We start from the raw sequence: 24,141 nt of genomic DNA on the forward strand, positions 1-24,141 counted from the left end.
GCGGCGCGCGGCCGTCGGGCTCAGGGGGAGGCTCGATCAGGCGCGATCTCGGTTCGTGAGGCCATGCTTACGCCCAGAAGTGACCGGGCATCGAACCGGGGCCGAGGTCGAAAATCGGCTTGGCCGGGTGGGCGCTGCTCTCGCCCTTGGCGGCCTTGAACACGCTGTTGGCGAAACCGGCGAGCTTGTCGGCGATGGTCTTCATGGCGATCCCTCCTCAATGACGACCTGCGTTCAACCCCCAATATGGGGGCGTACGTCCGCGCCGACGCCTTCCGGTTTTGCGATTCCGAAATGCGCGTGAATCATACCGCTGTGGCACACGGTTTGCTCAAGGCGTACGGCGCGTACGGGCGCCGAGACGGGAGGGCCGTTCGCGTCCGGGCGTGGTATATAACGTTTTGATCAAAGGCGATCATCTCGGGCGTTCACGCGACCCTGTCCCGACATGCAGCCGTATGTTTTGGCAGACGTACATCGCCCTGTTCGCCCGGCGCCGGATAACCGTGTGTACGTGTACACAGGTGCGTCTCGCCGGCTCGGTGCGCTGCTTGACCCATACGAGATGTTGGGGCCGTCATTGGAGCGGGCAAAGAGGAGCTGCGGATGACGGACGGCGACGGTGAGGCGGGCAGCCGCACGGCCCGCGCCACGGGGGCGAAGGCCGGCGGCGTCCGCGCGGGTCGTGGCGTCAATTGGGGCGCCGCGATCGCGGGCCTGTTCAAGCTGGCCCCGAAAGCGCTGAAGATCGGCAAGCTGGGCAAGCTCGCGCTGCTGGGCGGCTCGGTGGGAGCCTATTCGCTGCTCTTCACCTGGGAGTTCGCGCTGGTGATCTGCGGCGCCATCCTCTTCCACGAGCTTGGGCACGTGCTGGCGATGCGCTGGTACGGCGTGCCGGTGAAGGGGATCTACCTCATCCCCTTCGTGGGCGGCGTGGCCGTGGGCGATCCGGGGCGCGTGCGCCTGAGCGAATGGCAGCAGTTCGTGATCGCCATCATGGGGCCGGCGATCGGGTTCGTAACGGCGGCCGTGCCCTTGGTGGTGTTCGACGTGACGGGGTACGCATTCGCCGCCGCGGCCGCGAGCTGGATCGCGCTCGTAAACCTCTTCAATCTGCTGCCCATCTATCCTTTGGATGGCGGCCGCATGCTGCGGGCGTTGTTCGCCTCGGCGGGGGCGCGGGCGACGCGGGTCGGGATGGTGCTGTCGCTCGGGCTGGGCGCGGCCCTGTTGTGGCAGCTCCGGATTCCGCTGCTGGCGTTCATCCTCGTCGTCGGTGCGATCGAGTTCTACGTCGAGGTCAAGCGGGGCTCGGCGGCGACGCCCATGCCGGGTAGCGCGGTGCTCGCGGCGCTCGGGCTGTACGTGATGCTGGCCGCCGCCCTGATGACGGTGATGTTCGCCGTGCAGGACAGTCCGTCCGCCGGCCTGGCGTTGGAGCTGCTGAAGGACTGAGCCCTCAGGCCCAGATGGCCAGCGCCCAGCTGCCCGCGAAGATCGCAGCCGCCGTGCTTCCGGCGGCGAGTTGGACCGGCACGCGTGCCAACCGGGCGAGGGGAAGCCGGCCCGCGGCCATTCCCAGACCGCTGCCGACCGCAAAGCCCGCAATGTGAGCCACGATGTCCGTGCGCTCGCCGGTGACGCCCAGCAGCGCCATGAGCATCACGCCCGCGGCCAACGGCGCCCAGCGGCGCACGCGTAGCGGTTCGGCGGCGGCCATCCGGCGTTTGCCCGCCACGGCGGCCAGGAGTCCCAATGCGCCGAACACGGCCGTGGATGCGCCCACCGCGGTGTGCGGCACGCCGTGCACGAGCGCGCTGACACCGTTGCCCAGGAATCCGGCCAGGATGGTTGCGAGCCAGGCAACGCCGGTCCCGAGCGCGCCGCCCGACAGGGTCCAGGCCACTGTCCCGAAGGCCAGATTGCTCAGCAGATGGCCCGCGTCCGCATGCAAGCCGAGCGCTGTCACGAGGCGCCAGACCTCGCCATCCCGGATCTTGGCGGCGTCGGCGGCACCCGCCTCGAACCAGGGAACCGCGAACGCGAATTGATGGTCGGCGGCGAAGAGAAAGGCGAGCAGGGCGCCCACGCCGAGCGCCGCTTCCACCCCGTAGCGGCCGGGCCCCTGCGGGGTCAGCGTCTTGCGGGTCGGCGCGTTTTCTCGGGCGTAGGCATCGAGCTCCGCCCGGGCGCGCTCGGCGTCGGCCAGCGGCACCATGACGGCCACGCCGTCCGCGCGCGGCGCCAGATAGCAGCGGATACCGGCGGCCGCCAGAACGAGCGACCGCTCGGAAGCCGGATCACGCGCCGGCAGGTGGGCGACCTCCACGAAGATGGGCGTGTCGCGGTCGTCCACGGCCGGCGGCTCCCTCGTCCCGCGTCAGCGCACGGCGTGCCGCGAGCATGGCACGGCCGGCCGACACGGGCGAGGGGTTTGCCTTACTGAATCTCGGCGGTAACGCTGTAGGCGTTGTTGGTGAAGACGACCTGATTGGCCCAGAGGTTGTCCACGTCCACCAGCAAGGGGGCCTTCAGGTTCACCGTGGTTCGCGCCTGTCCGTTTTCGTCGCGGCGCATGACGGCGATCAGAATGAAGGCCGCGGATTCCCAGGCGACGTGGTAATAATTGCAGGCGGCCAGCTTGTCGGCGTGCTCGATGGGCGCATCGACGGTCGCCGCCGGGATGACAATGAAGCCAAGGCTGGGGTCGTCGATGGATTGAAAGATCTTGTACGGCCCGTCCTCGGCGCCCGGCACGTTGAGGAAGACGAAGCTGTGCCGGTCCGCGTAGCCGATGGGGCCCTGGGGCATGGCGATGATGCGCGCGGGATCGTAGGTGAAGTCGCCGAAGCGGGTGTTGACGACGGGCCGGTCCGTCGGGGCCGGCTGCTCGGCTTCGGGCCGTTCGGCGATGATGGCGTCCGTGGGCGACATGACGTGTCTCCCGTCTGCTGTGGCCCCGCGTTAGCGCAGGAAGTTCAGGATGGAGAGGTTCTGCAGGCGCGCGGTGGAGGCGAACGAGGCCTGAAGCGTGTTCTGCAGGGCGCTCATCTCCGTCGCGGCTTCGGTGACATCGACGTTCTCGATGTCGCCGATCGCCTGCTCATTCTGGCTGTTGTCGCTTTCCAAACGGTTGAGGGTTTCCGTCAGGGTCTGCCGCCGGCTGCCGATGTCGGCGCTGGTTTCGGCGAGGCGCTCAATGGCGCCTGGCCTCTGTTCATCCTCAGCGAAGTTCAGTTGTGCCGCAAACTCGTTGCCGCCACCGTTGCTCGATATGGAGATGTCATTGCTCGCATTCGACTGAACAACGACTTGTGATTCTCCTGAGTTCTGCTCAATTTTTGCAGTCGCAATCTGGCTAAAATCAGAATCGTTATTGAGTTTTTGGACAACATCTTGAATTGTGTCTTGCGCTGAATTTATTGTAGTTGTTACAGTATTTGTTTGATTTGTTTCGTTGTCGGTTATGTCAAAGTTAATATTTGTGATTGCTGGCGTTGTGCTTCCTACATTCGTCCCAAGGGATATTTGATTTGTGGAAACTTCAGCCTGGCCGCCGTTCAGGTCATCCAGCGCGGCTTCGATGGCGCCGTCCAGGTTGTTTTGATCGGCCTGCGCCACGCGCGTGGCGGCCGTGACCAGTTCCTGGATGCCCGTCCGCTGCAACGGGTCGGCGGTGACGTTGCTTTCGACGTTCAGGTTCTCGGTCGCGCGCGTCTCGATGCTCTCGCCGTTGCCGTTGAAGTGCTCGCCGCTGGCAACCTCGGCGAGGCTCGCGTTGCTCAGGCTTACCGCCTGCTGGTCGACGGCTGTGCCGCTGAAGAGGTGACGGCCGGCTACGTCCGTGTTGAGCAGCCCTTCGATCTCCTCGCGGAAATTCTGCGCGGTGCTCTGGATGGACAGGTTTTCCACGTTCGTGTCCGTGTTGGCGGCGACCAACTGCTGCTGGAAGCGGGAGGCGATGTCCTCCAGGTCGTCGACGACGTTGGCCGTCTCCTCCATGCGCAGGTCCGCCTGTTTCACGTTCTGCTGGAAGGCGTTGTTGGCGACCTGCGACCGCTCCAGGTCGAGGAGGCGCCGGGCGTCCTGCGAGACCCCGTCGAAGCTCTGCGACACCTTGCCGCTGGAAAGCTGGATCTGCGCCTGCTCCATGCGCGACTGCACGTCCAGCGTGTTTTGAAGCTGAAGGCGCTGGGCGGCGAACGTTCCGATGGCCGAGACCATGGCGTCTTTCCTCCTCAGAGCGCGATAAGACGACGCACAATCGCCGTGCGAACCTTATCGAACTCTATTTCTCCCTTCCACGGGCATGATTTAGCGCGCGCACCGTTGCGATCCGACCTCATCATGCCCTAGGCCACCGCGCGGCTGAGCGACTGGAACATCTGCTGAGCGGTGGAAACCAGCCGCGCGTTCGCGTTGAAGGCCTGCTGGAACTGCTGAAGCTGGGCCAGCTCCTCGTCGACGTTCACGCCGGCTTGCGATTCGGCGCGGAACTCCAGGTTCGACACCGTTTCCGATTGGAACTCGGCATCTTCCTTGAGGCGCGAGGCCTCGCTGGACTGGAACTGGATGACATCCGCGGCGAAGCCGCCGAGGGTGGTGGTGCGCGAGCTGAGGTTGCCGCGCTGATCCCCGCCCGGCAGTGCATTGCTGTTCGGCGCCGGGAAGTCGACGTCGGTTTCGAAGGCTTCGGCCAGATCCTTCGCAACCGTGCCATCCCCCTCGGCGATAGCTTGCTGGTCCTCGGTCGTGTTCGCGACACCGCGCGAGATCAGATCCGGGTTCTCCGAGATGTCCTCGCGCACCTGGATGCTGTTCGCGGCGCTCGTGCCGTTGGCCGAGATCAGGTTGGGGTCGTGACCTGTCTGCCCGGGCGGCGGATTGGTCAGCGCGGTGTTCGGCGTCTCGAAGAAGTTGTTCAGGCCGGCGAAATGGGACAACGACCGCTCGCGCGTGCCGTCGCCGTCAGTGTCTGTCTGCGCCGTGTCGGCGATCGAAGCCGACTCGATGTTGGCATTCGAGCTGTCGATCACGAAGTTCGATGAGCCGGTGTCAAAGGCATCGCCGTTCAGGACGAGCTGGTCTTGTCCATTAAGGTCGGCGAAGCGCGTTCCGCCCGTCAGCGTAATGTCTGCGCTGACCTCACTGTTGATGAAATTCGCCAGGTCCTGGGCGTCGCCACCCCCGAAGCTGTTGAGGTTGACCGTGGCACGATTGTCGACGTTGCCGTTGCTATCCACCTGCGCAACTTCGAGGGTTCCGCCTGTACCGTTGCTCGCGCCACCGGCTTCGATATTGAACAGCGTGCCGCTGGAGTCCGCCAGGCGCACGCTGCCCTCGATCCGGCTTTGCGGCCGGTTGCCGGGGGTTCCCTGATTGTGCACGGCGTTCACCTCCTCGCGCACCTGGGCGGCGAGGCGGTCAATATCGCCCTGAAGGTCGGGCAGGGTTTGGTCGCGCACCTCCAGCAACGCACCCAGGCGGCCGCCCGCATCCGGCCCGAGGGTGCTACCAGTCGTGCTGGTCACCGAATTGCCGCCCTGGCCGGGCTGGAAGCTGCCTGATGCATTGAATTCGACCCGCCCCTGCTCAGCGTTCAGCAGCGGGCTGCCTTCGTTGGTGAAGACGCTGACCGCGCCGTTGTCGCGCGTGAAGGTCTGGATGTCGATCAGGCCCGAGATCTCCTGCAGCGCCTGGTCGCGCTGATCCTCCAGGTTCGCGGTCGGATCGCCGGTGCCGGAGGCTTCCGCGATGTCCTGGTTGAGCTGCTGAAGCTGCTGCAGGTTGTCATTGATCGACTGCACGGCCTGATCGATTTGTGTGTCGGCCTGCCGGCGCAGCTCCTGAATGCCGTCCGTCAGGTCGTTGAACTGGTTGGCGACGGTTTCCGCTTGGCGCACCACCTCGGTCCGCGCGGCCGTGTTGCCGGGCTCGACGCCGAGCTGCTCCAGCTTCGACTTTAGGTCGGCGATCTGATTGGGCAGGGCGCTGTCGCTGTCCAGCGTGCCGAAGAGATCCTGGATGCGCTGGGAAAATTCCGACTTCGTCTCGGTGTTGCGCAGCCCCGACTGCTCGCCGCGCAGCTCCGCCTCCAGGAAGGGATTGGCGTCGCGCGTGATCTGGCTGATCTGCACGCCGGAGGCGCGTCCGCCGAGCACGCGCGCGCTGGCCGCGGCGTTCTTTTCCGTGAAGCCTTCGGTCTGGGCGTTGGAAACGTTGCCCGAGATGACTTCGACCTGGCGCTGGCTGGCCAGCATGCCGGAAACGGCGTTGCCGAGCGCTCCGGACAGGGACATGGCTCAATCTCCCGCGCGTTAGAGGCGCTGGTTCAGGGCCAGCGAGGTGGACGCGCCGGCCCGCGGCGGGCGGCGCGTGGTGCCGAGAGCCGAGTAGCCGGCCTGGCTGCGTTCGGCTTCCTTCACGGCCTTCACGCCGGCCTGGAGGATGGTGTCGGCCACCGCCATGCCCGCGCGCAGGGCGCGCTGGTTGGCGGAAAGGGCTTCCTGGAACCGCTGGGCGCCGTCGCTGAGCGCCTGGTGGGTTTCGTTGTCCAGCTCGTCGAGCAGCTCCGGCCGCGCGCTGAGCGCCTCGACGAGTTCCTGGTGCTTGTCGGTCAGGCGCGCTTTCTCCGTGCTGAGCGCCTCGACGCCGTGCCGGTCGCCCGAACGAGCACGGTCGCTTTCCTCGTTCAGCAGCTCGGTCAGCCGCTCCGTGGTCGCCAGGAGATCGGCCACGGTTCCGTCCTGGGTGCCGGCCTCGACTGCCTCGGTCATCACCCGACCTCCTGCGCTTTCATGAGTTCGTTTTTGATCTCGCTGGTCAGGCCGAAGTCCGTCTTCTCGGCCATTTCCTGCGCGTATTCCTCGACGAGCATGCCGCGGAACATCTTTTCGCCGTGGCCGCCGCCGAACATGCCGTCGGTGTTGAGATCCTCGAACATCGGCTTGAGCATCTTGCCCAGGAACACGGCCTCGAATTCTTCCGCCTTCTCGGCGATGACCTGCTCCTGGTTCGGGCCGCTGGCCTGCTGGGCGATGTCGTCGGTCCGGTTCTGCGCGGCGCGCTGTTGCGCCAGCTGCGCTTGCAAGCCGGGGGCGGAGCCGATCATGGACATTACAGCACCTCGATCTTGGCGTGGAGGGCCCCGGAAGCCTTGATCGCGTTCAGGATCGGAATGAGGTCGCGCGGGCCCACGCCCAGGGCGTTCAGCCCGTCGACGAGGTCCTGCAGGCTGACGCCGCGCGGCATCACGGCCATCTTGCGGTTCTCATCCTCATCCACATCGACCTCGGTGCGATCCACCACCTCGGTCTGGCCGGCCTGGGCGAAGGGCGCCGGCTGGCTGACCTGCGGCGTTTCCGTGACGCGGATGGTCAGGTTGCCCTGCGCGATCGCCACGGTGTCGATCCGCACGTCCTCGCCCATGACGATCGTGCCGGACTTCTCGTCGATGACGACCTTGGCCTGATTGTCCGGGTCGACGGGCAGCTGCTCGATCTTGGTGATGAGCTGGGCCGTCTTGCCGTCGAAGCGCTCGGGCACGTCGACGTCCACCGTGCCGGGGTCGAGCTGATCGGCCACGGGCTTGCCGATAAACTTGTTGATGGCGTCGGCGATCCGGCTGGCGGTGGTGAAGTCCGGGTTGCGCAGGGAGAGCTTCACCGAGTCCATCTGGTTGAACTGGAAGTCGATCTCGCGTTCCACCACGGCACCGTTCGGCATGCGGCCCACGGTGGGCACGCCCTTGGTGACTTCCTCGGCCGCGCCGCCGGCGGAAAAGCCGGAGACCGTGAGCGGTCCTTGGGCGACGGCATAAACTTCCCCGTCGGCGCCCATCAGCGGCGTGACCAGCAGTTGGCCGCCCAACAGACTTTCCGCGTTGCCCAGCGCCGACACCGTGACGTCGATGCGCGCGCCCTGGTTCGCGAAGGGTGGCAAGTCGGCCGTGACCATCACGGCGGCGACGTTGTCCGTGTCCAGATCCTCGCCGCGCGCGTTCACGCCCAGGCGCTGCAGCATGCCGATCAGGCTCTCGCGCGTGAACTTGCTGTCGCCCAGGTCGTCGCCCGAACCGTTCAGCCCCGTGACGAGACCGTAGCCGACGAGCATGTTCTCGCGAACGCCCTCGACGTCCACAATGTCCTTGATGCGCGACTGCGCCGCCGCCGGGGCCGGCGCGAACGCCGTTGCGGCAACCGTCGCCGCGGCGGTCAGCGCCCCGAGGATGGCGGATGGCAGGCGGAGCCTCATGGTGGTCGATCCTCGCTCCGTTCCGGCTGCGCGCGTCGTCCGGGCAATCTCCATGCGAAAACTGTGCCAGGTGTTGCGTGCCGCAGATGGCGCCGGAATCCGGCGCTCCCTGGACGACGGCGGAAGCACCCGTTGCGGCGTGACGGCAAGACCTGCTGACCGCCGCCCGGCGCGTGCCGTGTCCGGCCGAACAGGGTTAAGGATCGGCCCCGGCCGGTTTACGCCCCCTTAAACTCCCGTGGCACAACCTCCATCTTGGCGTGACACACAGCGCCCCCGAGGCTCCGCGAGCCCGCGGGACGGGAGTGATCTTATGCGGATCGACCGAAACCAGCCGCACACTCAGCCGACGGCGCCGCGCGGCGGCCAGAAGTCGTCGGGCGGCAACTTCGCCAAGGCGCTCGACAGCGGCGGTGCGTCCGAGGGCGGCGAGGTCAACGGCGGTGCCCCGGTCGCCGGGATGGATGCGCTGTTGGCGCTTCAGGACGTCGGCGAAGAGGACGAACACGAACAGGCCAAGCAGCACGGCGAGCGCCTGTTACAGCGCCTGGAGGAGCTGAAGATGGATCTGCTCGACGGCCGCATGTCGGCGGATACGGTCGAGCAGCTGGCGGGCGAGGTCGATCGGGCGCGCGCCGAGACGGACGACCCGCGCCTGAATGCGATTCTCGACGAGATCGAACTGCGCGCCAGCGTCGAGCTGGCCAAGCTGGGTCGGCTCTGAGTCGGCCGCTGGCACCGTCGGCCGCTCGGATTGCCCGGATTTGCAGCGGCTTGGGTGATCCATACAGCCTGGACGACGGTTAACACTTCTCGATCGCAACTGCGGGCTTGTGGTCTGGCTGCGAGTTCATATACTCCGGCGGGCGCTGAACCGGAACGTGGGTGAGGTGAGGCCCGCCGATGGCTGTGACACTTCCGCCGGATTACCGGCCTTCCGACGACGAGCCCTTCATGAACGAAACCATGCAGGAGTATTTCCGCCAGAAACTCCTGGCGTGGAAAGAGGAACTCCTGCGGGAGTCCGAGGAAACCCTGGAAAATCTTCAGGACGGGGGGCTCGCCGAGCCCGACATCGCCGACCGGGCGACCCTGGAAACCGACCGCGCGCTGGAGCTGCGCACGCGCGACCGCGAGCGCAAGCTGATCTCCAAGATCGACGAGGCGCTCCAGCGCATCGAGGACGGCTCCTACGGTTACTGCGAGGATACCGGCGAGCCCATCAGCGTCCGCCGTCTGGAAGCGCGGCCCATCGCGACGCTGTCGCTGGAAGCGCAGGAGCGCCACGAACGCCTGGAGCGCACGCAGCGCGACGACGACTGATCCGGTTTTCCGGGACCGACACGGGAAAGGGCCGGGCGCCACGCGGCGTCCGGCCCTTCGTGTATGCGGCCTTGTGGCCGCGCGTCAGAACGGCGCGATGGCGTCGTAGAACTGCTGGCCGTAGCGCCGCTCCTGCACGGAGCTGATCTGGCCTTCGCCGCCGTAGATAATGCGCGCCTCGGCGATCTCTTCGTGGGCGATCTCGTTTGTGGAGGAAATGTCCTCCGGCCGCACGACGCCGCGGACCTGCAGGATGCGGTTCTCCGCATTCACCCGCACCTCCTGGCGGCCGGCGATCACCATGTTGCCGTTGGGCATGACGTCGGTGACCGTGGCGGCCACGTTCATCGTGATCTCTTCCTCGCGCTCGATCTCGCCTTCACCCTCGTGGTTCGTTGTGCTCGTGGCGTCGACAAGGCTGCCGGGGTCGGGCGCGCCCGGCAGGAAGTCCACCAACTCGGTCTCCAGGCCGAAGAAGCTGGCCAGCCCGAAGGATTCCGAGTTCTCGCGCTCGCGCGTGGTCTCGTTCTCCATCTCGGCTTCATCCTGAATGTTCACGGTGACCGTCAGGATGTCGCCCACGTCGCTGGCGCGCTGATCCTTGAAGAAGGCACGCGAGCCGGGCGTCCACAACGAGTTCACGTTGCGCTCTTCCTTGCGCTGGCGCGGTGTGGGCTGCGGCATCTCCGGCGTGATGCTGCCGTGCAGCTTGGCGGGGTTGTCGACCGGAGTCTGTTCGGGCTTCTTGCCCACCCGCTTGAGCTTGTCGTCCACACCGCAGCCCGCGGCGACGCCGCCGACGAGCGCCAGCAGGACGGCCTTGGTGCTGAGGGATCGGAGGATGCTGCGGTTCATCGCGCTGCTCCCGGAAGGCTTTGCCGAGATCATGGGCGGACGGCGACGGTTTCGGCGCCGACGACCTGCCCGGACACCGTTTTCTTGGACATCGTGTTGACCACGCGCACCATCTCGCCCCGTGCGCCGTCCTCCAGCGCGCGGCCGGTGGCGGTCAGCCGCATGCTGTCGGTCTTCAACTCGATGGTGACCGCGCTGTTCCTGGTGACCAGCACGGGCTTCTGAACGTCGTTGCGGCGCACCACGCGGTCCTGCGCCAAGCTACGGGAGGCCTCCAGACCGACGAGGTTGTCCTTGGAGACGACCGCGCCACGCGGCAGCCGGTCTTGCCGCCGCTGCACCATGCGCAGGTCGCGCGCGCGAATGCGGTCGCCGCGCGAGATCCGCTGCGTCGGCACGGGAACGGTGCGTTGGCGCACGACGCTGCCGCTGACGGTCGCGCTGGCCTCGGGCTCGCCGCTGGCGGGGGCCTGCACGCTGGCGGTGAAGCGGCCACGCTCGCGGCGGTAGGAAAGTTTTGTCACGGTCACGGTCGCCGGGCTGCTTGCCGCAAGCTCCAGCCCGATCCGGTCGTTGTTGAGGTCCAGATCGTAGGTGCCGCGAACGCCCTGGCGGTCCAGCGCGTCGGCAATGGCGTTGCGGATCACGTCCGCACCCAGCGTCTGTGTCGCCCGCGTCACCTCGACATCCAGGTTGGGGGAGGTGGGGCTCCAGTCGAGGCCGTAGCTGCGCGCCACCTTCTTCAGCCAGTCCGTGTCCAGGCGGACCCGCTGGCCCGGCTCAGGCGCCTGGGTCACCGGGGCGCTTGCCTTGTTGCCCACCCCGGCAAAAATGTCCCCGAGGCGGACCGTTTCGCCCTCGACGGTGACGTCGCGGTTGACCATGACGCGCTCGTCGGCCGTGGCCGAGGCGGCGACAAGTCCGCCGGTGACGGCGGCGAGAATAAGGGTGCGTGCGCGCATGGCTGCCTCCCGGTTGCGCGGGCCGTCAGCGCATCTGGTTGAGCGTCTGCATCATGCGGTCGGACGTCTGGATGACGCGGCTGTTCATCTCGTAGGCGCGCTGCGCCTCGATCATGTTGGTGATCTCGTTGACCACCTCGACGTTGGAATTCTCCAGCGCGCCCTGGCGGATGGCGCCGAAGCCCTCGGTGTTCGGGGCCGCGACGTTCGGCGCGCCGGACGCCTGAGTCTCCAGGAAGAGGTTGTCGCCGACCGCTTCCAGCCCGTTCGGGTTCTGGAAGCGCGCCAGCTCCAGCTGGCCGACTTCCTGGGGCGCCACCTGGCCGTCGAGCTTCACGAACACCTGGCCGTCCTGGTTGATCGTGACGTCGGTCGCGTTCTCCGGGATGACGATGCCGGGCTGGATGGTGAAGCCGTCGGTGGTGACGATCTCGCCGTCCTGGCTCAGCTGGAAGGAGCCGGCGCGGGTGTAGGCGGTTTCGCCGTTGGGCATCTCCACCTGGAAAAAGCCGTCGCCGTTGATGGCGAGATCGAAGGGCGCGTTGGTCACCTCCACGCTGCCCTGTTCCAGAATGCGCGAAACGCCGGCGGTGCGCACGCCGGCGCCGAGCTGCACCCCGGACGGCACCACGTCGCCGTTAACCGAGGACTCCGCGCCGGGACGCCGGATGTCCTGGTAGAGCAGGCTCTCGAACTCGGCGCGCTGGCGCTTGAAGCCGGTCGTGTTCGAGTTCGAGATGTTGTTCGAGATGACCTCGATGTTGCGTTGCTGCGCCAGCATTCCCGTGGCGGCGATGTTGAGCGAACGCATGGTGCTGTCCTTTCTCGTCCTGGACGGGACGTTGTGTCCGTCGGGCCGGCCTTGGCCCCGTTAGCCCTGGCCCTGCACGAGCGTGCGAATGGCCCGGAGCGCCATTTCGTGATCCTGCTGGGCGAGCTGGGCGGCGTTCTGCTGCGATTTCATAATGTCCATCATGTGGGTCATCTCCTTGATGCCCTTCACGTTGGAGCCCTCCAGCACGCCCTGTTCCACGGTCGTGTTCTCGTCGATCGGCTGCGGCTGTTGTTCCTCGCCGGCCTCGTACAGCCCGGCGGCGTGGCGCGTCAGCGCCTCGGGCTCTTCGAAGCTGACGACGTCGAGCTGGGCGAGTTCCTCGCCGTCCGCGCGAACGCTGCCTTCGGCCGTGATGTCGATGGATTCCGCGTCTTCGGGAATCGCGATGGGGTTGCCGTTCGTGTCCAGCACCGGCTGGGCGTTGTTGGTGACGATCTCGCCGTCCGGGTTCAGGTGGAAGTCCCCGGCGCGCGTGTAGCGCGGCCCCTCCTCGGTCTGGACGGTGAAGAAGCCTTCGCCGTTGAGGGCCACATCCAGCGGGTTGCCGGTGTGCTGCATCTCGCCCTGCTGGTCGCGGCGGAAGGTCGTGGTGTCCTGCACGAAGCTCAGGTGGCCCCCCTGGCCGTCCTGGGTCTCCTGCAGGTACTCCTGAAAGATCGTGCGCTCGCCGCGATAGGCGGTCGTGTTCATGTTGGCGAGGTTGTTCGAAACCACGTTCATCTGCCGATTGAGCGCGGATCGATGCGAAACGGCGATGAAGGATGCGGTTTCCATCGTGGCGCTCCCTTAGCGTGGTTCCGGCGCCTTCTCCGACCCGAGGCCGGGCGGCAGCGCGTGTTCCGGTCACTGGGTTATGCAGGACGCGTGCCAAATCGACCGGCGCGCGGCGCGGCGGTGATCGGGGCGTGCGTTCGGATGAAGACGCGCGCGTGGGCGCGGGGCGGGCGTGCGGCGACGCGGCGGAGCGCCGCTGCCCGGCAGGCGCGTGGGAAACCCTTGCCGGGCGAACGTTCGAGGCGCTGCCGCCTCAACGGCCTGTTAACTGCACCGCCCTAGGCTCCCGCCAAAGCGTAAGCGATATCGATGGCGGCGTGTGCCGGGCCAGGCGGCGCAACATGGCGGTTGCGCGCGGCTCCGCGCCACGGGTTGCCCCACCGGGCAAGAGGGAGTTGCCGGATGAGCGACGAGCCGCTCGACGACACCGGCGAGGATGTCGAGCTTGAGGCGACGCCGCGGCAAAGCGGCATGTCGGGCAAGAAGATCGTGCTCTTCTTCGTGGTGCCGCTGCTGCTGGTGCTGGGGCTAATCGCCGGCATCTTCCTGACGGGGCTGCCGAGCGCGCTGATGGGCGGCGGCTCGGAAAGTCAGTCGGCCGAGAAGCAGGCGAGTTCCAGCAGCCAGAGCGTGTTCTACAACATGCCCACGATGCTGGTGAATCTGAACTCCGACGGACAGCAGCAGAGCTTTCTCAAGCTCAAGGTCACGCTGGAGCTGGCCAGCGAGAAGGGCAAAAGCCGAGTCAAGAAGGTAACGCCGCGCGTGGTGGACAACATCCAGGTTTACCTGCGCCAGTTGCGCATGGAGGATCTACAGGGATCGGCCGGCATGCAGCGCCTGCGCGAAGAACTGCTTCGCCGCGTGCGCGCGGCGGCCGACGGCGCCGAGGTGCGCAACGTGCTTTTCAAGCAGATGCTGGTTCAGTAACCGGCCGGGCGATCGCAGCGGAGCGGCGCGATGTCGCAGGAAAACGAAGAGGATCCCCAGCAGGACGAGCAGGAGGAGGTCGACCAGGACGCCCTCATGGCCGAGTGGGAGCAGATGCTCCAGGAGGACGATGAGGACGGCGAAGAGGCCGGCGACGGCGAGGAAGCCGGCGGGTCGACCCGCGTTCTGGACCAGGACGAGATCGACAGCCTGCTGGGGCTGGACAGCGGCGACGACGACGGCAGCGAACAGTCGGGCATCCAGGCCGTCATCAACTCGGCGCTGGTGTCGTACGAGCGCCTGCCCATGCTCGAGGTGGTCTTCGACCGCCTTGTGCGCATGATGTCGACCTCGCTGCGCAACTTCACCTCCGACAACGTTGAGGTCAGCCTCGACAGCATCACCTCGACGCGCTTCGGCGATTACCTGAACTCCATTCCGCTGCCGGCCATGCTGACGGTCTTCAAGGCGGAGGAATGGGACAACTACGGCCTGATCACGATCGACTCCACGCTGATCTATTCGATCGTGGACGTGCTGCTGGGTGGGCGCCGCGGCACCGCCGCCATGCGCATCGAGGGGCGTCCCTACACGACGATCGAGCGCACGTTGATCTCGCGCATGGTGCACGTGGTCCTGGGCGACCTCTCGGCCGCCTTCGATCCGCTCTCGCCCGTCACCTTCAGCTTCGACCGCCTGGAAACCAACCCGCGCTTCGCCACGATCGCGCGGCACGCCAATGCTTCGGTCGTGGCGCGCCTGCGCGTGGATATGGAAGACCGCGGTGGGCGCATGGAGGTGCTGTTCCCCTATGCCACGCTGGAGCCCATCCGCGAGATGCTGCTCCAGATGTTCATGGGCGAGAAGTTCGGCCGGGACTCCATCTGGGAGAGCCACCTTACGGCCGAGCTGTGGCAAACGGAGATCAGCCTGCAGGCGGTTCTGGACGAAAGCTGGAGCACCCTGGGCGACGTGCTGAACTGGGAAGAGGGCACCTTCCTGCCCCTTAATGTCACCCCGGAGTCCAAGGTCAGCCTGCGCTGCGGCGACGTGAAGATGTTCGCCGGGCCGATGGGCCGCAAGAACGGCCACATCGCGGTCCAGGTGCAGAACAAGGCGGCCCGGGAGGGAGATGTAACGTGAGCGAACTCTCGCTGGCGCTGGACATCGTGCTGGCCGTGCTGTTGTTCGCGGTGATCGCGTACGCGTCGGTGCTCAACAAGAAGCTGGCGACGCTGCGCGAAACCAAGGGCGAGATGGAAAACCTCGTCACCCGCCTCGTGGAGAGCACGGAACACGCGGAGAAAGGGCTCGCCGACCTCAAGGCCGCGGCGAGCGAAAGCGGCCAGGACCTGGAAAAGCGGGTCGAGCAGGCGCGCAAGCTCTCCGACGACCTGGGTTTCTTGGTCGACCGTGGCGGCAGCCTGGCTGAGCGGCTGGAACAGCAGATCAGCGCCGGGCGCGAGATGACCTCGCCGGCGGGTGCGGCGGCCCCGCGCCGGCCGCGCCGCAGCGCTGCGGGAACGGCGAGCGCCAAGGAAACCGCTGGCGCCGGCAACGGCGGTGGGCGCGCCGGCAGCGGCGAGGCGCGGGGAAAGGCCGCGGGCGAGCAGGCCGCCGGCGAGGCGCAGGCATCGGGCGAGGGCAGCGGCGCCGCCAGTGGGTCGGGCTCGAGTGAGGAAGACACGCCGACGAACGCCAAGTTGCTCCGCGCCCTCAAGGGCGTGCGGTAAGAGGAGATCGGGCCATGCGCTTTCGCATTCTGCCCGTGATGATCGGGGTGGCCGCGCTGACGCTGGGCCTGCGGGTCGGCGAAATCTGGAGCGGCGCCGCCGCGATCGCCGAGGCCGAGGACACGCCGGCGGACAGTGTGCAGGTCGCGCCGCGCGATCCCTTCGCTGACGTGCAGCTCGCCTCGGCCAGGGACGTCGCGCCGCCGCGGCCCGACGACGGCGTGCAGCTGGCGCAAGCGGATACCGGCAATGGCGGCGCGGGGACCGGACAGGGCGGCGCGCAGACGGCCGAGCTGCCCGCCAACCCGCTGTCCATGAGCGACGAGCGCATCGAGCTTCTGCAGCGCCTGTCGAAGCGACGGAAAGAGTTGGACAAGCGCGAAGCCGAGGTAAAGCAGCGCGAGGCCGAGCTGAAGGCCGTCGAGAAGCGCCTGGAAAAGAAGGTCCAGGAGCTCAAGTCGCTGAAGAAGGAAATCAACGGACTGCTCGTCGAATACGACAAGCAGCAGAGCAAACAGGTGAAGCGGCTGGTCAGGATCTACGAGTCCATGGATCCCGAGGATGCAGCGCGCATTTTCGAGAACCTGGGCATGGACGTGCTCCTGAAAGTCGTGGACCGCATGAGCGAACGCAACACCGCGCCCATCCTGGCGGAGATGGCGCCCAAGAAGGCCCAGGCGTTGACGCGCAAGCTGGCCGACCGCCGCGACCTGCCGAACCCGCAGCAAGAGTAACCGTGTGCGGGATGTTTACGGGGTCTTAAGGCCAACGGGGTAAGGTCCAGTTCGGATTGCGCGAAAAACGCTGGGGCGTGCCAAAGGGGGTTCAGGCGAGATGTCCCAAGTCGATTTCAATATGTCGATCCTGGTGGTGGACGACTACAAAACAATGCTGCGGATCATCCGCAATCTGTTGAAGCAGCTCGGCTTCAACAACATTGATGAGGCGTCCGACGGCAGTGTCGCACTGCAAAAGCTGCGCGACAAGAAGTACGGGTTGGTGATTTCCGACTGGAACATGGAGCCCATGAGCGGGCTGCAGCTTCTCAAGGAAGTCCGCGCCGACAGCAAGCTGAGCGACATTCCGTTCATCATGGTTACGGCCGAAAGCAAGAGCGAGAACGTGCTCGCGGCGAAGGAAGCCGGCGTGACCAACTACATCACCAAGCCCTTCAACGCACAGACATTGAAGAACAAGCTCACCACGGTCATCGGCGAGTTCTGACAACTCCGGGCGGGGTTCGGACGCTGAGTGATGGGAGAGGTGCGATGCGTGAGCGGCGGGACTCGGGCTCGGACCGCGAGCAAGATTCGAACGAGGCTGTTCGCAACGAACTGGAAACGCGGCTGAAGGCGCTCGCGCGGGACGACGGCGGCGTCGATCCGAAGGAAATCTCGGCGACGGTGGAAAGCGTGATGTCCACCGTCGAGGGCGATCTCTCGGCGGTGAACCTCAAGCTGTACGCCGAGGTCGAGGCGCTGTCGCGCTACATCGACGAGGCCAAGCAGGAACTGACCGAGCTGCGTCCCGACGAGATCCGCGACGAGCATCTCCCAAAGGCGACCGACGAGCTGGAGGCCATCGTCGGGGCCACAGAGCAGGCGACCAACACCATCCTCGAGTCCATGGAGACGCTCGAGGAAGTGGCCGAGAACCTGGACGAGGCCACGGGCGACAAGATCACCGGCGCGGTCACCCAGGTCTACGAGGCCTGTAATTTCCAGGACATCACCGGCCAGCGCATCACCAAGGTCGTCAAGGCACTCCAGGAGATCGAGAACAAGGTCGATCAGATGCTGGAGGCTTTCGGCGAGGAAGCCGCGCGCCAGCGCCGCGAGCGCAAGGAAGAGAGCACGTCCGACAAGCCGGCGGAGGCCGGGGCGACCAGCGAGGCGGATCTGCTCAACGGCCCGTCGGACGACCAGGATTCGGTCAGCCAGGAAGATATCGATCGGCTGCTCGCGGGATTCGACTGACCCGGCATGCAGATCGACGGCGAGCTTCAGCGTCAGCGATCGGGGTCCAGCTCCGGCGGGAGCATGATCCTGATGCTGAGCTTGTACCTCCTGCTGTTGGCCTTCTTCATCATGATGACGACGATGGCCAACTACGCAGACGGCCGCCGCGAGGCGGTCGTGAAGAGCGTCGTCACGACCTTCCGCGGTGAGGTGGCCGCGCTGAAGAGCCTGAAGCGGCCGCAATCCGGTTCGGGCATGCAGGACGGCGGGGCCTCGCTGTCGGACCAGATCGAAAGCCTTTTCAAGCAATCCCTGCCGGCGGTGAAGGTGGAACAGTCGGCCCGCGGAACCGTGTTGCGCCTGGAAGCCCCGGCCAACGCGCTGTTCGTCCAGGGCCGGGCAGCGTTTGCGCCCGGGCGGGGGCGGCTGCTCAACCGGCTGGTGGACGTGCTCACCAGCAAAAAGGGCGTCGACCGCTTTTACGAATTGCGGTTTCTGCACAGCGTCGAGCGCGGCCAGGGCGCGGGCCCCAGAAACCTGCAAGTGCTGCGCAGCGGGCTGGTGGCGCGCCGGCTCGAATCGCTGGGCTTGGGGTCGGACACGATCGGCACCGGCCTGATGCCGGGACAGGCGAAGCGCGGCCGTCTCGCCTTCGAGGTCCACATGCATCGCAAGGCCGTGTCCCCGGGCGAGCTTGACGTTGGGGCGGGGGCGTCGTGACGCGGATCTCGGCGGAGGATACGAACGACCAGGGGCCGGGCGTCTCCGCGCGCGACAGCAAGAATGACGGCGCCGGCGATTCGTGGCTGGTAACCTTCACGGATCTGGTCGCGTTGATGCTGACCTTTTTCGTGATGCTCTTCGCCATGCAGTCCGTGGACAACGCCAAGTGGCAGAACCTGACGGACAGCTTGCAGGAACGTCTGTCCTCCGTGATGAACAACAAGCAGGCGTCGCCCACGCTGCAACTGGACATGCCGGGCAAGGACGCGCCGCCCGGGGCCGATCTCGACTACATCGGCGAGGTGGTGCGCACGCAGTTGGATGCGAACAGCGTGCTCGATCAGAGCCTGGTGCGCCGGAAGGGCAACCGCTTGTTCATTTCCATGCCGGGGCGGCTGCTGTTCGAGAGCGGGTCGTATCAGCTGACCGACAAGGCGCGGGAGGCGGTGTTCGCGCTCGGCGGGTTCCTGCGCAACATCAGCAACCGGGTGCAGGTCGCCGGATACGCCGATCCCAGGAAGCCGACGCAGCGTTATCCCTCCAACTGGGAGCTTTCGGTGCTGCGCGCGCGCACCGTGGCGACGGCGCTCCAGAACGCCGGCTATGCGGGCGGCGTCGTCACCTACGGCTACGGCGACGCCCAATACGACGGCCTGCCCGAGGATCTGCCGGACGCGCGACGGCGCGAACTCGGCCGGCGCGTGGACGTCATCGTCTCGCGCAACGCGCGGGAGGGTGCATGACCCGCGCGGGCTGGATCCGCATCGCCGCGCCCCTGGCCGCGGCGCTGGCGCTTTTGGCCTCCGGCGCGCGGGCGGCGGAGATCGTGAACGTGAGTGGCACCGACGAAGGCGCCTTCGGGCGGCTCGTGTTCGAGTGGAGCGAGCCGGTTTCCTTCCGCGCCTTCACACAGAACCGCCAACTCAAGATGGAATTCGGGCGGCGCGCCACCTTCCAGACGGATGACGCCTATCCGGCGCTGACGCCGTACATCGGCGCCGCCGCCCCCGGCCCGCACGGCTATCGCGTGAGTTTCCCGCTCAAAGGCGACTACGCGATGGAAGGCCGCCGCGACGGCAAGAAGGTCATCATCACGCTGCGCAAGCCGGGGGCGCCGCCGCCGGGATCGGATACCGTCACGCTCGACCTTGCCCGGCGCGAGAACGCGGACCGGCTGATCTTCGACTGGCCCAAACGCGTCCCGTACGCTGTGGGCGCCCAGCCGGACCAGGGCCGTGCAACGATCCAGTTCACGCGCAAGGCGCCCATCGACACCGGCCCTTTCGAAAAGGCCGATCCGCGCTACGTCGAGGCCGTCGAGGTCGGGGAAAACGGCACCGGGTCGGTGGTGAAGCTGACCACGAAACCCGGTGTGCATCTGGAACATCGCGCCGAAACCAGCGACGTGGTCGTCGACGTCTTCGCGCCGGGCGTGAAGGAAGATCCGCCGCCGCCGGAGGCGGTCGCGGACGACACGGACGAAGGCGACGACACGGCCACCCAAACCGCCAGCGCAGCGCCGCCGCGGCCGGTCATCAAGCCGGACACGCCCGAGTCGTTCGATCGCGACGTGGATCAGGGCCAGGAAAAGCAGCAGCAGTTCCAGCGCTTTTCACCGAATCAGATCGCGCGCGGCCTCATCCCGCAGCCGGGCGACATCCCGCCGCGCATCGGCGCCGCGCGCGTGCGGGCGGACTGGGCGCGTGGACCGGCCGCTCTCTATCGCCGCGACGGGTCGGTGTGGTTCGTCGTTCCGGGACGGGCGCCGCCGACCTTTCCGCAACGGCTGGTCCGGGACGCCACGGCCGTCACCGAGGCCGAGCTGGTCCGCAACAACGGCGGCGTAGCGGTGCTGCGCATGGGGCTGAAACCGCAGGTGCGGGCGCGGGCCCGGCGCCCCAACGAGGCCTGGCGCATCCGGCTGGCGCCCGAGCCGGTTGGCCCGAGCCAGCCGCTCGACATCCAGCACGCGGATGGCCAGCTCAAGATTCCGGTCCGCAACCCCGGCGACGTCGTCACGCTCGACGACCCGGGCGCGGGTGGGCGCATCCACGTCGTGCCCACGCGCGGGCCGGGGCAGGGTGTCCCGGTTACGCAGGCCTTTCCCACCGTAACGGTCCTGCGCACCGCGCTCGGCGTCGTGGTCGTGCCCAAGGCCGACGGCATCGAGGTGGCCACGACGAAGCGCGCGGTGCTGATCGGGCCCGGCGGCGAGGGCGGCGACCTTCATCTCAGCGACACGGCGCACGACGCCTCGAACGCTTCGCCGCTGCCCGAGCCCGGCGGCGAAAAGCTGCTGCAGCTGGCCCAGTGGCGCCGTCCGGGGCGAAGCTACCCGGACGCCCAGCAGGACCTGGAATCCGCACTCGCCAGCGCGCCGCCCGCCGAGAAGCACCTGGCCCGCCTCGATCTCGCGCGCTTCTATTTCGCGCACGGCTTCGGCGTGGAGAGCCTGGGCGCGCTCGACATCTACACCGAGGATGCGGGGGAGCGCGGCCGCGATCCGCAAGTCCGGCTGATGCGCGGCGGTTCCCACGTCCTGGCGGACAACTGGCGCAAGGCGGGACGCACCCTGGCACATCCCGCGCTGGACTCGGCGGCGGAGGCGCTCCCATGGCGCGCGGCCTACGCCAACGCGACGGGCGCGCATCGCATGGCCGCTGAGGCCTTCCACATGGCCGATCCGCTGATCGACGCATACCCGAAGGACGTGCGCTTGCAACTCCGCCTATGGAGCGCCGAATCGCGCCTGGCGCTGGGACAGACCGAAGCCGCCACGGCGGAGCTGGATGCCGCCCGTTCGCTTGATCCCAAACCCGCCGAGAAGGCCGAGATAAAGTACCTGAAAGGCCGCAAACAGCTCGTGAACGGGCAGGTGAACGAGGCGGAAAAGACGTGGCGGTCCGTTGCCGAGGGGCCCTACGCACGTTCGCGCGGGCGCGCGCGTTTCGTCATGGTGGAGCGCGATCTCGCCGCCGGCCGCATCGACGTGCCCGAAGCCATCGACCGCCTGGAAAAGCTGCGCTTCGCGTGGCGCGGCGACACCTTCGAGGCGATCCTGCTGCACCGCCTGGCCGATCTGTATCTGCAGAACAAACAGTACGCCCGCGCGCTGCGCTCCCTGCAGGACGTGGCGAACCACCTCTCCGGCCTGCAGCGGGCCGAGCTGGCCGCCAAGCGGATGCGCGACATCTTTCAGCGGCTCTTCCTGGGCGGGGAAGCCGACAAGTTGAATCCCCTGGATGCGTTGACGATCTATGAGCAGTTCCGCGAGCTGACCCCGGCCGGCGAGCGCGGCAACCGGATGCTCTCAGACCTCGTCGACCGGCTGGTGAACGTCGACCTTCTGGACAGCGCCGCGAAGCTCCTGGGCGGTCAGGTCGACCACCGCCTGTCCGGCACGCGCAAGGCCATGGCCGGCGCGCGGTTGGCATCGGTCCGGCTGCTGAACCGGCAGCCCGGCCGTGCCCTGGATGCCTTGGAACGCAGCTCGGTGTCGGAGCTGTCGCCCGAGCTGAAACGCCGCCGGCGCCACCTGCGCGTGCGCGCGCTGTCGCAACAGGGCAAGCGCGAGCGCGCGCTCTCGCTGCTCAGCGGCGACGACAGCACGGACGGCCTGCGCCTGAAGGCGGACATCTGGTCGGACAACGGCGAATGGAGCAAGGCCGCCACCGCGCTGCTCCGGTTGGTTCCCGAGCCGCCCGCGGCCGGGGAGAGCCTGGACGCGGCCGGCGCGCAAAAGGTCGTGCGGGCCGCCGTCGCGCTGACGATGGCGGGCGACCAGACCGGTTTGAAGCAGCTGCGCGGACGCTATGGCCGGGCCATTACTGGAACCCAGCAGGCCGAAACCTTCAAGCTGCTTACGGACAGCGACGCCACGGGCCTTGATGCCATCACGGAACAGCTCGACGGCGTGGACAACGCCGTCACCTTCCTCGACGCCTACCGCAAGCGGGTCCGCGAGCAAGCAGAGGGCGGCGGCAGCGCCTGACCGCGCGGCGTGCCGGTGAGCGTGCCGTATCCCTCAACACGGTGGCTGGCCGGGCATCCAGACTCGTTCGGCGCGACATACACGACGCCCGGACCTGTCAGCGCATACGCCGGCTGTGCCCAGCTATCCGCCGATGCCGTAGGAGCGCACGAGGCTGCCCGCGACGAGGTACCAGCCGTCCACGAGCACGAAAAAGATCAGCTTGAACGGCAGGGAGATGATGACGGGCGGCAGCATCAGCATGCCCATCGACATGAGGACGGAGGCGACCACCATGTCGATGATGAGGAAAGGCAGGTAGAGCAGGAAGCCGATCTCGAAGGCGCGGCGCAGCTCACTGATCATGAACGCGGGGACGAGAGCGCGCAGCGGCGTGTCCTCGGCGTTCTCGACGTTCTCCACATTCGCCATGTCGAGGAAGAGGGTCAGGTCCTGCTCGCGCACGTGGTCCAGCATGAAGGAGCGGACCGGCCCCGATGCCTCCTCCAGCGCCGTCGTCGTGGTCATCCGGTCGTTGATGAGCGGCTGCAGCGCCTGATCGTACACGGCCTGCATCGTCGGCATCATGATGTAGGCCGTTAGGAAGAGCGCCAGGCTGATGAGCACCGAGTTCGGCGGCGTCTGCTGGATGCCCAGCGCGTTGCGCAGGAACGATAGGACCACGACGATGCGCGTGAACGACGTCACCATCACCAGAATCGACGGCGCCAGCGACAGGATGGTGACGAGCACGACGATCTGGATCAGACGCTGGGTGGTCTCGCCGTCCGCACCCTGACCCAGATCGAGGCTCAGTTCCTGTGCCGCCGCCGGTCCGGCCAGGGCCGTCAGCCCCGCGAGCGCGAACCCCGCGAGCAGGATCGCCCAGCGCAGCTTCATTCGCCGGCGTCCTCGTTCATGGCTTCCTGAAAACTGCTCGCGGCCGGCCCGATTCCCCGTTCCACCACGCGGGTGTCCTGGGAGCCGAGGAGCACGAGGTGTTCGACGTCGTCGCGCCGCAGGAGCACGGCCTTGGTGCGGCTGTCAATGGGAAGGACTTCGCTGACCGTCAAGCGCCGCTTGCGGCCCAGGCGGGTGGGCTTGGCCCCGCCCACGCCGAACCACTGCGCCAGCTTTCCGGCGAGCAGGATCAGCCCGATGACCAGCACCAGCGCCAGGACGAACCACGTGTAATCCACGTAGTTCATGGCTCGCCCCGCTCGGTTGCTGCGCCGCGCGCGTAGGCACGGGCGGCTTCGGTGTGATGGCCGTCGCGCGTTCCCGCCTGTCCGTGCAGGGCGCCGGCGAGCCGGTCGAGCCCCGCCAGCAGCGCCTCGGCCCGCGGGCGCAGCACGTCGCGCTGCTCGGCGGGCAGCGCGGCCACGGCGGAACAGGCGCGCTCCGTCAGCGCGTCGAGGCCCGCGAGATCCACGGCCTCCGCCGCCGCGAGCCGGGCCTCGGCGTCCGCGATGCGGTCCGCCAGGGCGCTCAGGTGCGCCTCGGCATCCGTGGTCGGGGCGTCGTCGCTCATGGCGTCTCGCCTTTGCCGTCGTCGGACGGCGGCTTGGCCGCCGGGGCTTTTTCGCCGGCGGCGTCGGCCGCGCACAGCCGGTCGATCATGCAGGCGATCGTGACGAGGGCGACGGGCGGCGGCATGCCTTGTCCGCGCAACGACGGCACGTTCAGCCGCGCCGGATCGCCGCGCGCCCCGGCCGCGCGCAGGGCGTCCATCTGCCGGGCGACCGCCCGGGCCGGCGGCGTTTTGCTGCTGCCGCTGGCTTCGCTCACACCCATGCCCCGGATCGCGTGCGTGTCTGCGCGGGCA

General features: G+C 67.3%; 28 protein-coding genes. 12 read left to right on the forward strand and 16 right to left on the reverse strand.

All coding sequences use genetic code 11. The features are described 5' to 3' along the window. Nucleotides 1-67: 67 nt before the first annotated feature. On the reverse strand, nt 68-205 hold the full coding sequence (locus BLQ43_RS14575; RefSeq protein WP_176758560.1) for a hypothetical protein: 138 nt from the start codon (nt 203-205) through the stop codon (nt 68-70). 401 nt (nt 206-606) lie between these two features. Here BLQ43_RS14575 and BLQ43_RS06645 point away from each other — a divergent pair, with 401 nt between their 5' ends. Beyond that, nucleotides 607-1,455 carry a metalloprotease gene (locus BLQ43_RS06645; RefSeq protein ID WP_090019345.1) on the forward strand — a complete coding sequence of 283 codons (849 nt, stop codon included), beginning with the start codon at nt 607-609 and terminating at the stop codon, nt 1,453-1,455. 4 nt (nt 1,456-1,459) lie between these two features. Here the strand turns inward: BLQ43_RS06645 and BLQ43_RS06650 are convergent, their stop codons facing one another. The 7 genes from BLQ43_RS06650 to BLQ43_RS06680 form a co-directional block, all read right to left on the reverse strand. Next, the gene (locus BLQ43_RS06650) at nt 1,460-2,356 is read right to left on the reverse strand and encodes a rhomboid family intramembrane serine protease (RefSeq protein WP_090019346.1); all 897 of its coding nucleotides are present in this window, start codon (nt 2,354-2,356) and stop codon (nt 1,460-1,462) included. A gap of 83 nt (nt 2,357-2,439) precedes the next feature. After that, a complete protein-coding gene (gene fliW / locus BLQ43_RS06655; protein WP_090019347.1) occupies nt 2,440-2,934 on the reverse strand; it encodes a flagellar assembly protein FliW in 495 nt (164 codons plus the stop codon). Between the two features lie 30 nt (nt 2,935-2,964). Next, the gene (locus tag BLQ43_RS06660; protein WP_090019348.1) at nt 2,965-4,224 is read right to left on the reverse strand and encodes a flagellin; all 1,260 of its coding nucleotides are present in this window, start codon (nt 4,222-4,224) and stop codon (nt 2,965-2,967) included. A 128-nt stretch (nt 4,225-4,352) separates the two neighbouring features. After that, complete coding sequence (gene flgK, locus BLQ43_RS06665) at nt 4,353-6,299, reverse strand: flagellar hook-associated protein FlgK (protein ID WP_090019349.1); 1,947 nt, start codon at nt 6,297-6,299, stop codon at nt 4,353-4,355. Nucleotides 6,300-6,317: 18 nt separating this feature from the next. After that, nucleotides 6,318-6,776: a hypothetical protein gene (locus BLQ43_RS06670; protein WP_090019350.1), complete on the reverse strand. Its 459-nt coding sequence runs from the start codon at nt 6,774-6,776 to the stop codon at nt 6,318-6,320. Continuing rightward, a complete protein-coding gene (locus BLQ43_RS06675; protein ID WP_218119147.1) occupies nt 6,776-7,111 on the reverse strand; it encodes a rod-binding protein in 336 nt (111 codons plus the stop codon). The genes BLQ43_RS06670 and BLQ43_RS06675 overlap by 1 nt, the downstream gene beginning before the upstream one ends. Nucleotides 7,112-7,116: 5 nt before the next feature. After that, the gene (locus BLQ43_RS06680) at nt 7,117-8,253 is read right to left on the reverse strand and encodes a flagellar basal body P-ring protein FlgI (protein ID WP_090019352.1); all 1,137 of its coding nucleotides are present in this window, start codon (nt 8,251-8,253) and stop codon (nt 7,117-7,119) included. A gap of 313 nt (nt 8,254-8,566) precedes the next feature. Here BLQ43_RS06680 and BLQ43_RS06685 point away from each other — a divergent pair, with 313 nt between their 5' ends. Together BLQ43_RS06685 and dksA are read left to right on the forward strand one after the other, a co-directional pair. Beyond that, the gene (locus BLQ43_RS06685; protein ID WP_090019353.1) at nt 8,567-8,977 is read left to right on the forward strand and encodes a flagellar assembly protein FliX; all 411 of its coding nucleotides are present in this window, start codon (nt 8,567-8,569) and stop codon (nt 8,975-8,977) included. 179 nt (nt 8,978-9,156) lie between these two features. Then, nucleotides 9,157-9,576, forward strand: coding sequence for an RNA polymerase-binding protein DksA (dksA, locus tag BLQ43_RS06690; RefSeq protein WP_090019354.1), 420 nt, complete (start codon nt 9,157-9,159; stop codon nt 9,574-9,576). An 84-nt stretch (nt 9,577-9,660) separates the two neighbouring features. Here the strand turns inward: dksA and flgH are convergent, their stop codons facing one another. From flgH to flgF, 4 genes are read right to left on the reverse strand one after another with little or no spacing between them, the layout of a single operon-like run. After that, complete coding sequence (gene flgH / locus BLQ43_RS06695; RefSeq protein ID WP_090019355.1) at nt 9,661-10,431, reverse strand: flagellar basal body L-ring protein FlgH; 771 nt, start codon at nt 10,429-10,431, stop codon at nt 9,661-9,663. A gap of 29 nt (nt 10,432-10,460) precedes the next feature. After that, complete coding sequence (gene flgA, locus BLQ43_RS06700; protein ID WP_090019356.1) at nt 10,461-11,393, reverse strand: flagellar basal body P-ring formation chaperone FlgA; 933 nt, start codon at nt 11,391-11,393, stop codon at nt 10,461-10,463. A gap of 25 nt (nt 11,394-11,418) precedes the next feature. Continuing rightward, nucleotides 11,419-12,204, reverse strand: coding sequence for a flagellar basal-body rod protein FlgG (gene flgG / locus BLQ43_RS06705; RefSeq protein ID WP_090019357.1), 786 nt, complete (start codon nt 12,202-12,204; stop codon nt 11,419-11,421). A 60-nt stretch (nt 12,205-12,264) separates the two neighbouring features. Next, entirely contained in the window at nt 12,265-13,002 is a 738-nt protein-coding gene (gene flgF, locus BLQ43_RS06710) for a flagellar basal-body rod protein FlgF (protein WP_090019358.1), read from the reverse strand. A gap of 402 nt (nt 13,003-13,404) precedes the next feature. Between flgF and BLQ43_RS06715 the strand changes: the two genes are divergently transcribed. The 9 genes from BLQ43_RS06715 (at nt 13,405) to BLQ43_RS06755 (ending at nt 22,337) form a co-directional block, all read left to right on the forward strand. Continuing rightward, nucleotides 13,405-13,932, forward strand: coding sequence for a flagellar basal body-associated FliL family protein (locus BLQ43_RS06715; protein WP_090019359.1), 528 nt, complete (start codon nt 13,405-13,407; stop codon nt 13,930-13,932). Between the two features lie 30 nt (nt 13,933-13,962). Continuing rightward, nucleotides 13,963-15,075 carry a flagellar motor switch protein FliM gene (gene fliM, locus BLQ43_RS06720; protein ID WP_090019360.1) on the forward strand — a complete coding sequence of 371 codons (1,113 nt, stop codon included), beginning with the start codon at nt 13,963-13,965 and terminating at the stop codon, nt 15,073-15,075. Then, a complete protein-coding gene (locus BLQ43_RS06725; RefSeq protein ID WP_090019361.1) occupies nt 15,072-15,665 on the forward strand; it encodes a DUF6468 domain-containing protein in 594 nt (197 codons plus the stop codon). The genes fliM and BLQ43_RS06725 overlap by 4 nt, the downstream gene beginning before the upstream one ends. A 14-nt stretch (nt 15,666-15,679) precedes the next feature. Next, nucleotides 15,680-16,399, forward strand: coding sequence for a MotE family protein (locus BLQ43_RS06730; protein WP_090019362.1), 720 nt, complete (start codon nt 15,680-15,682; stop codon nt 16,397-16,399). A gap of 100 nt (nt 16,400-16,499) precedes the next feature. Next, nucleotides 16,500-16,889 carry a response regulator gene (locus BLQ43_RS06735; protein ID WP_090019363.1) on the forward strand — a complete coding sequence of 130 codons (390 nt, stop codon included), beginning with the start codon at nt 16,500-16,502 and terminating at the stop codon, nt 16,887-16,889. Nucleotides 16,890-16,933: 44 nt separating this feature from the next. Beyond that, complete coding sequence (locus BLQ43_RS06740; protein ID WP_090019364.1) at nt 16,934-17,641, forward strand: protein phosphatase CheZ; 708 nt, start codon at nt 16,934-16,936, stop codon at nt 17,639-17,641. A gap of 6 nt (nt 17,642-17,647) precedes the next feature. Further along, the gene (locus tag BLQ43_RS06745; RefSeq protein ID WP_090019365.1) at nt 17,648-18,343 is read left to right on the forward strand and encodes a hypothetical protein; all 696 of its coding nucleotides are present in this window, start codon (nt 17,648-17,650) and stop codon (nt 18,341-18,343) included. Further along, a complete protein-coding gene (locus BLQ43_RS06750) occupies nt 18,340-19,089 on the forward strand; it encodes an OmpA/MotB family protein (RefSeq protein WP_090019366.1) in 750 nt (249 codons plus the stop codon). The genes BLQ43_RS06745 and BLQ43_RS06750 overlap by 4 nt, the downstream gene beginning before the upstream one ends. Continuing rightward, nucleotides 19,086-22,337, forward strand: a complete 3,252-nt coding sequence (locus BLQ43_RS06755) for a tetratricopeptide repeat protein (protein ID WP_090019367.1) — start codon at nt 19,086-19,088, stop codon at nt 22,335-22,337. Before BLQ43_RS06750 ends, BLQ43_RS06755 begins: the two co-directional genes overlap by 4 nt. 123 nt (nt 22,338-22,460) lie before the next feature. Here BLQ43_RS06755 and fliP read toward each other — a convergent pair whose 3' ends face one another. The 4 genes from fliP to BLQ43_RS06775 are packed head-to-tail and all read right to left on the reverse strand — an operon-like array spanning nt 22,461 to nt 24,110. Next, entirely contained in the window at nt 22,461-23,216 is a 756-nt protein-coding gene (fliP, locus tag BLQ43_RS06760; protein ID WP_090019368.1) for a flagellar type III secretion system pore protein FliP, read from the reverse strand. Next, a complete protein-coding gene (locus BLQ43_RS06765; protein ID WP_090019369.1) occupies nt 23,213-23,524 on the reverse strand; it encodes a hypothetical protein in 312 nt (103 codons plus the stop codon). The genes fliP and BLQ43_RS06765 overlap by 4 nt, the downstream gene beginning before the upstream one ends. After that, nucleotides 23,521-23,847 carry a hypothetical protein gene (locus BLQ43_RS06770; RefSeq protein ID WP_090019370.1) on the reverse strand — a complete coding sequence of 109 codons (327 nt, stop codon included), beginning with the start codon at nt 23,845-23,847 and terminating at the stop codon, nt 23,521-23,523. The genes BLQ43_RS06765 and BLQ43_RS06770 overlap by 4 nt, the downstream gene beginning before the upstream one ends. Next, nucleotides 23,844-24,110 (reverse strand): hypothetical protein, encoded by a 267-nt coding sequence (locus tag BLQ43_RS06775; protein ID WP_090019371.1) that lies wholly within the window; start codon nt 24,108-24,110, stop codon nt 23,844-23,846. The genes BLQ43_RS06770 and BLQ43_RS06775 overlap by 4 nt, the downstream gene beginning before the upstream one ends. Nucleotides 24,111-24,141: the final 31 nt, after the last annotated feature.

Source organism: Limimonas halophila (assembly GCF_900100655.1).
In the GTDB taxonomy this organism is placed as follows: Bacteria; Pseudomonadota; Alphaproteobacteria; order Kiloniellales; family Rhodovibrionaceae; genus Limimonas; species Limimonas halophila.

What these genes read in the sequence shown, in the direction of transcription:
- BLQ43_RS14575 (WP_176758560.1), bottom strand. Translation starts at nt 205, where the DNA reads ATGAAGACCATCGCCGACAAGCTCGCCGGTTTCGCCAACAGCGTGTTC.
- BLQ43_RS06645 (WP_090019345.1), top strand. Translation starts at nt 607, where the DNA reads ATGACGGACGGCGACGGTGAGGCGGGCAGCCGCACGGCCCGCGCCACG.
- fliW (WP_090019347.1), bottom strand. Translation starts at nt 2,934, where the DNA reads ATGTCGCCCACGGACGCCATCATCGCCGAACGGCCCGAAGCCGAGCAG.
- BLQ43_RS06660 (WP_090019348.1), bottom strand. Translation starts at nt 4,224, where the DNA reads ATGGTCTCGGCCATCGGAACGTTCGCCGCCCAGCGCCTTCAGCTTCAA.
- flgK (WP_090019349.1), bottom strand. Translation starts at nt 6,299, where the DNA reads ATGTCCCTGTCCGGAGCGCTCGGCAACGCCGTTTCCGGCATGCTGGCC.
- BLQ43_RS06670 (WP_090019350.1), bottom strand. Translation starts at nt 6,776, where the DNA reads ATGACCGAGGCAGTCGAGGCCGGCACCCAGGACGGAACCGTGGCCGAT.
- BLQ43_RS06675 (WP_218119147.1), bottom strand. Translation starts at nt 7,111, where the DNA reads ATGATCGGCTCCGCCCCCGGCTTGCAAGCGCAGCTGGCGCAACAGCGC.
- BLQ43_RS06680 (WP_090019352.1), bottom strand. Translation starts at nt 8,253, where the DNA reads ATGAGGCTCCGCCTGCCATCCGCCATCCTCGGGGCGCTGACCGCCGCG.
- BLQ43_RS06685 (WP_090019353.1), top strand. Translation starts at nt 8,567, where the DNA reads ATGCGGATCGACCGAAACCAGCCGCACACTCAGCCGACGGCGCCGCGC.
- dksA (WP_090019354.1), top strand. Translation starts at nt 9,157, where the DNA reads ATGGCTGTGACACTTCCGCCGGATTACCGGCCTTCCGACGACGAGCCC.
- flgH (WP_090019355.1), bottom strand. Translation starts at nt 10,431, where the DNA reads ATGAACCGCAGCATCCTCCGATCCCTCAGCACCAAGGCCGTCCTGCTG.
- flgA (WP_090019356.1), bottom strand. Translation starts at nt 11,393, where the DNA reads ATGCGCGCACGCACCCTTATTCTCGCCGCCGTCACCGGCGGACTTGTC.
- flgG (WP_090019357.1), bottom strand. Translation starts at nt 12,204, where the DNA reads ATGCGTTCGCTCAACATCGCCGCCACGGGAATGCTGGCGCAGCAACGC.
- flgF (WP_090019358.1), bottom strand. Translation starts at nt 13,002, where the DNA reads ATGGAAACCGCATCCTTCATCGCCGTTTCGCATCGATCCGCGCTCAAT.
- BLQ43_RS06715 (WP_090019359.1), top strand. Translation starts at nt 13,405, where the DNA reads ATGAGCGACGAGCCGCTCGACGACACCGGCGAGGATGTCGAGCTTGAG.
- fliM (WP_090019360.1), top strand. Translation starts at nt 13,963, where the DNA reads ATGTCGCAGGAAAACGAAGAGGATCCCCAGCAGGACGAGCAGGAGGAG.
- BLQ43_RS06730 (WP_090019362.1), top strand. Translation starts at nt 15,680, where the DNA reads ATGCGCTTTCGCATTCTGCCCGTGATGATCGGGGTGGCCGCGCTGACG.
- BLQ43_RS06735 (WP_090019363.1), top strand. Translation starts at nt 16,500, where the DNA reads ATGTCCCAAGTCGATTTCAATATGTCGATCCTGGTGGTGGACGACTAC.
- BLQ43_RS06740 (WP_090019364.1), top strand. Translation starts at nt 16,934, where the DNA reads ATGCGTGAGCGGCGGGACTCGGGCTCGGACCGCGAGCAAGATTCGAAC.
- BLQ43_RS06745 (WP_090019365.1), top strand. Translation starts at nt 17,648, where the DNA reads ATGCAGATCGACGGCGAGCTTCAGCGTCAGCGATCGGGGTCCAGCTCC.
- BLQ43_RS06755 (WP_090019367.1), top strand. Translation starts at nt 19,086, where the DNA reads ATGACCCGCGCGGGCTGGATCCGCATCGCCGCGCCCCTGGCCGCGGCG.
- fliP (WP_090019368.1), bottom strand. Translation starts at nt 23,216, where the DNA reads ATGAAGCTGCGCTGGGCGATCCTGCTCGCGGGGTTCGCGCTCGCGGGG.
- BLQ43_RS06765 (WP_090019369.1), bottom strand. Translation starts at nt 23,524, where the DNA reads ATGAACTACGTGGATTACACGTGGTTCGTCCTGGCGCTGGTGCTGGTC.
- BLQ43_RS06770 (WP_090019370.1), bottom strand. Translation starts at nt 23,847, where the DNA reads ATGAGCGACGACGCCCCGACCACGGATGCCGAGGCGCACCTGAGCGCC.
- BLQ43_RS06775 (WP_090019371.1), bottom strand. Translation starts at nt 24,110, where the DNA reads ATGGGTGTGAGCGAAGCCAGCGGCAGCAGCAAAACGCCGCCGGCCCGG.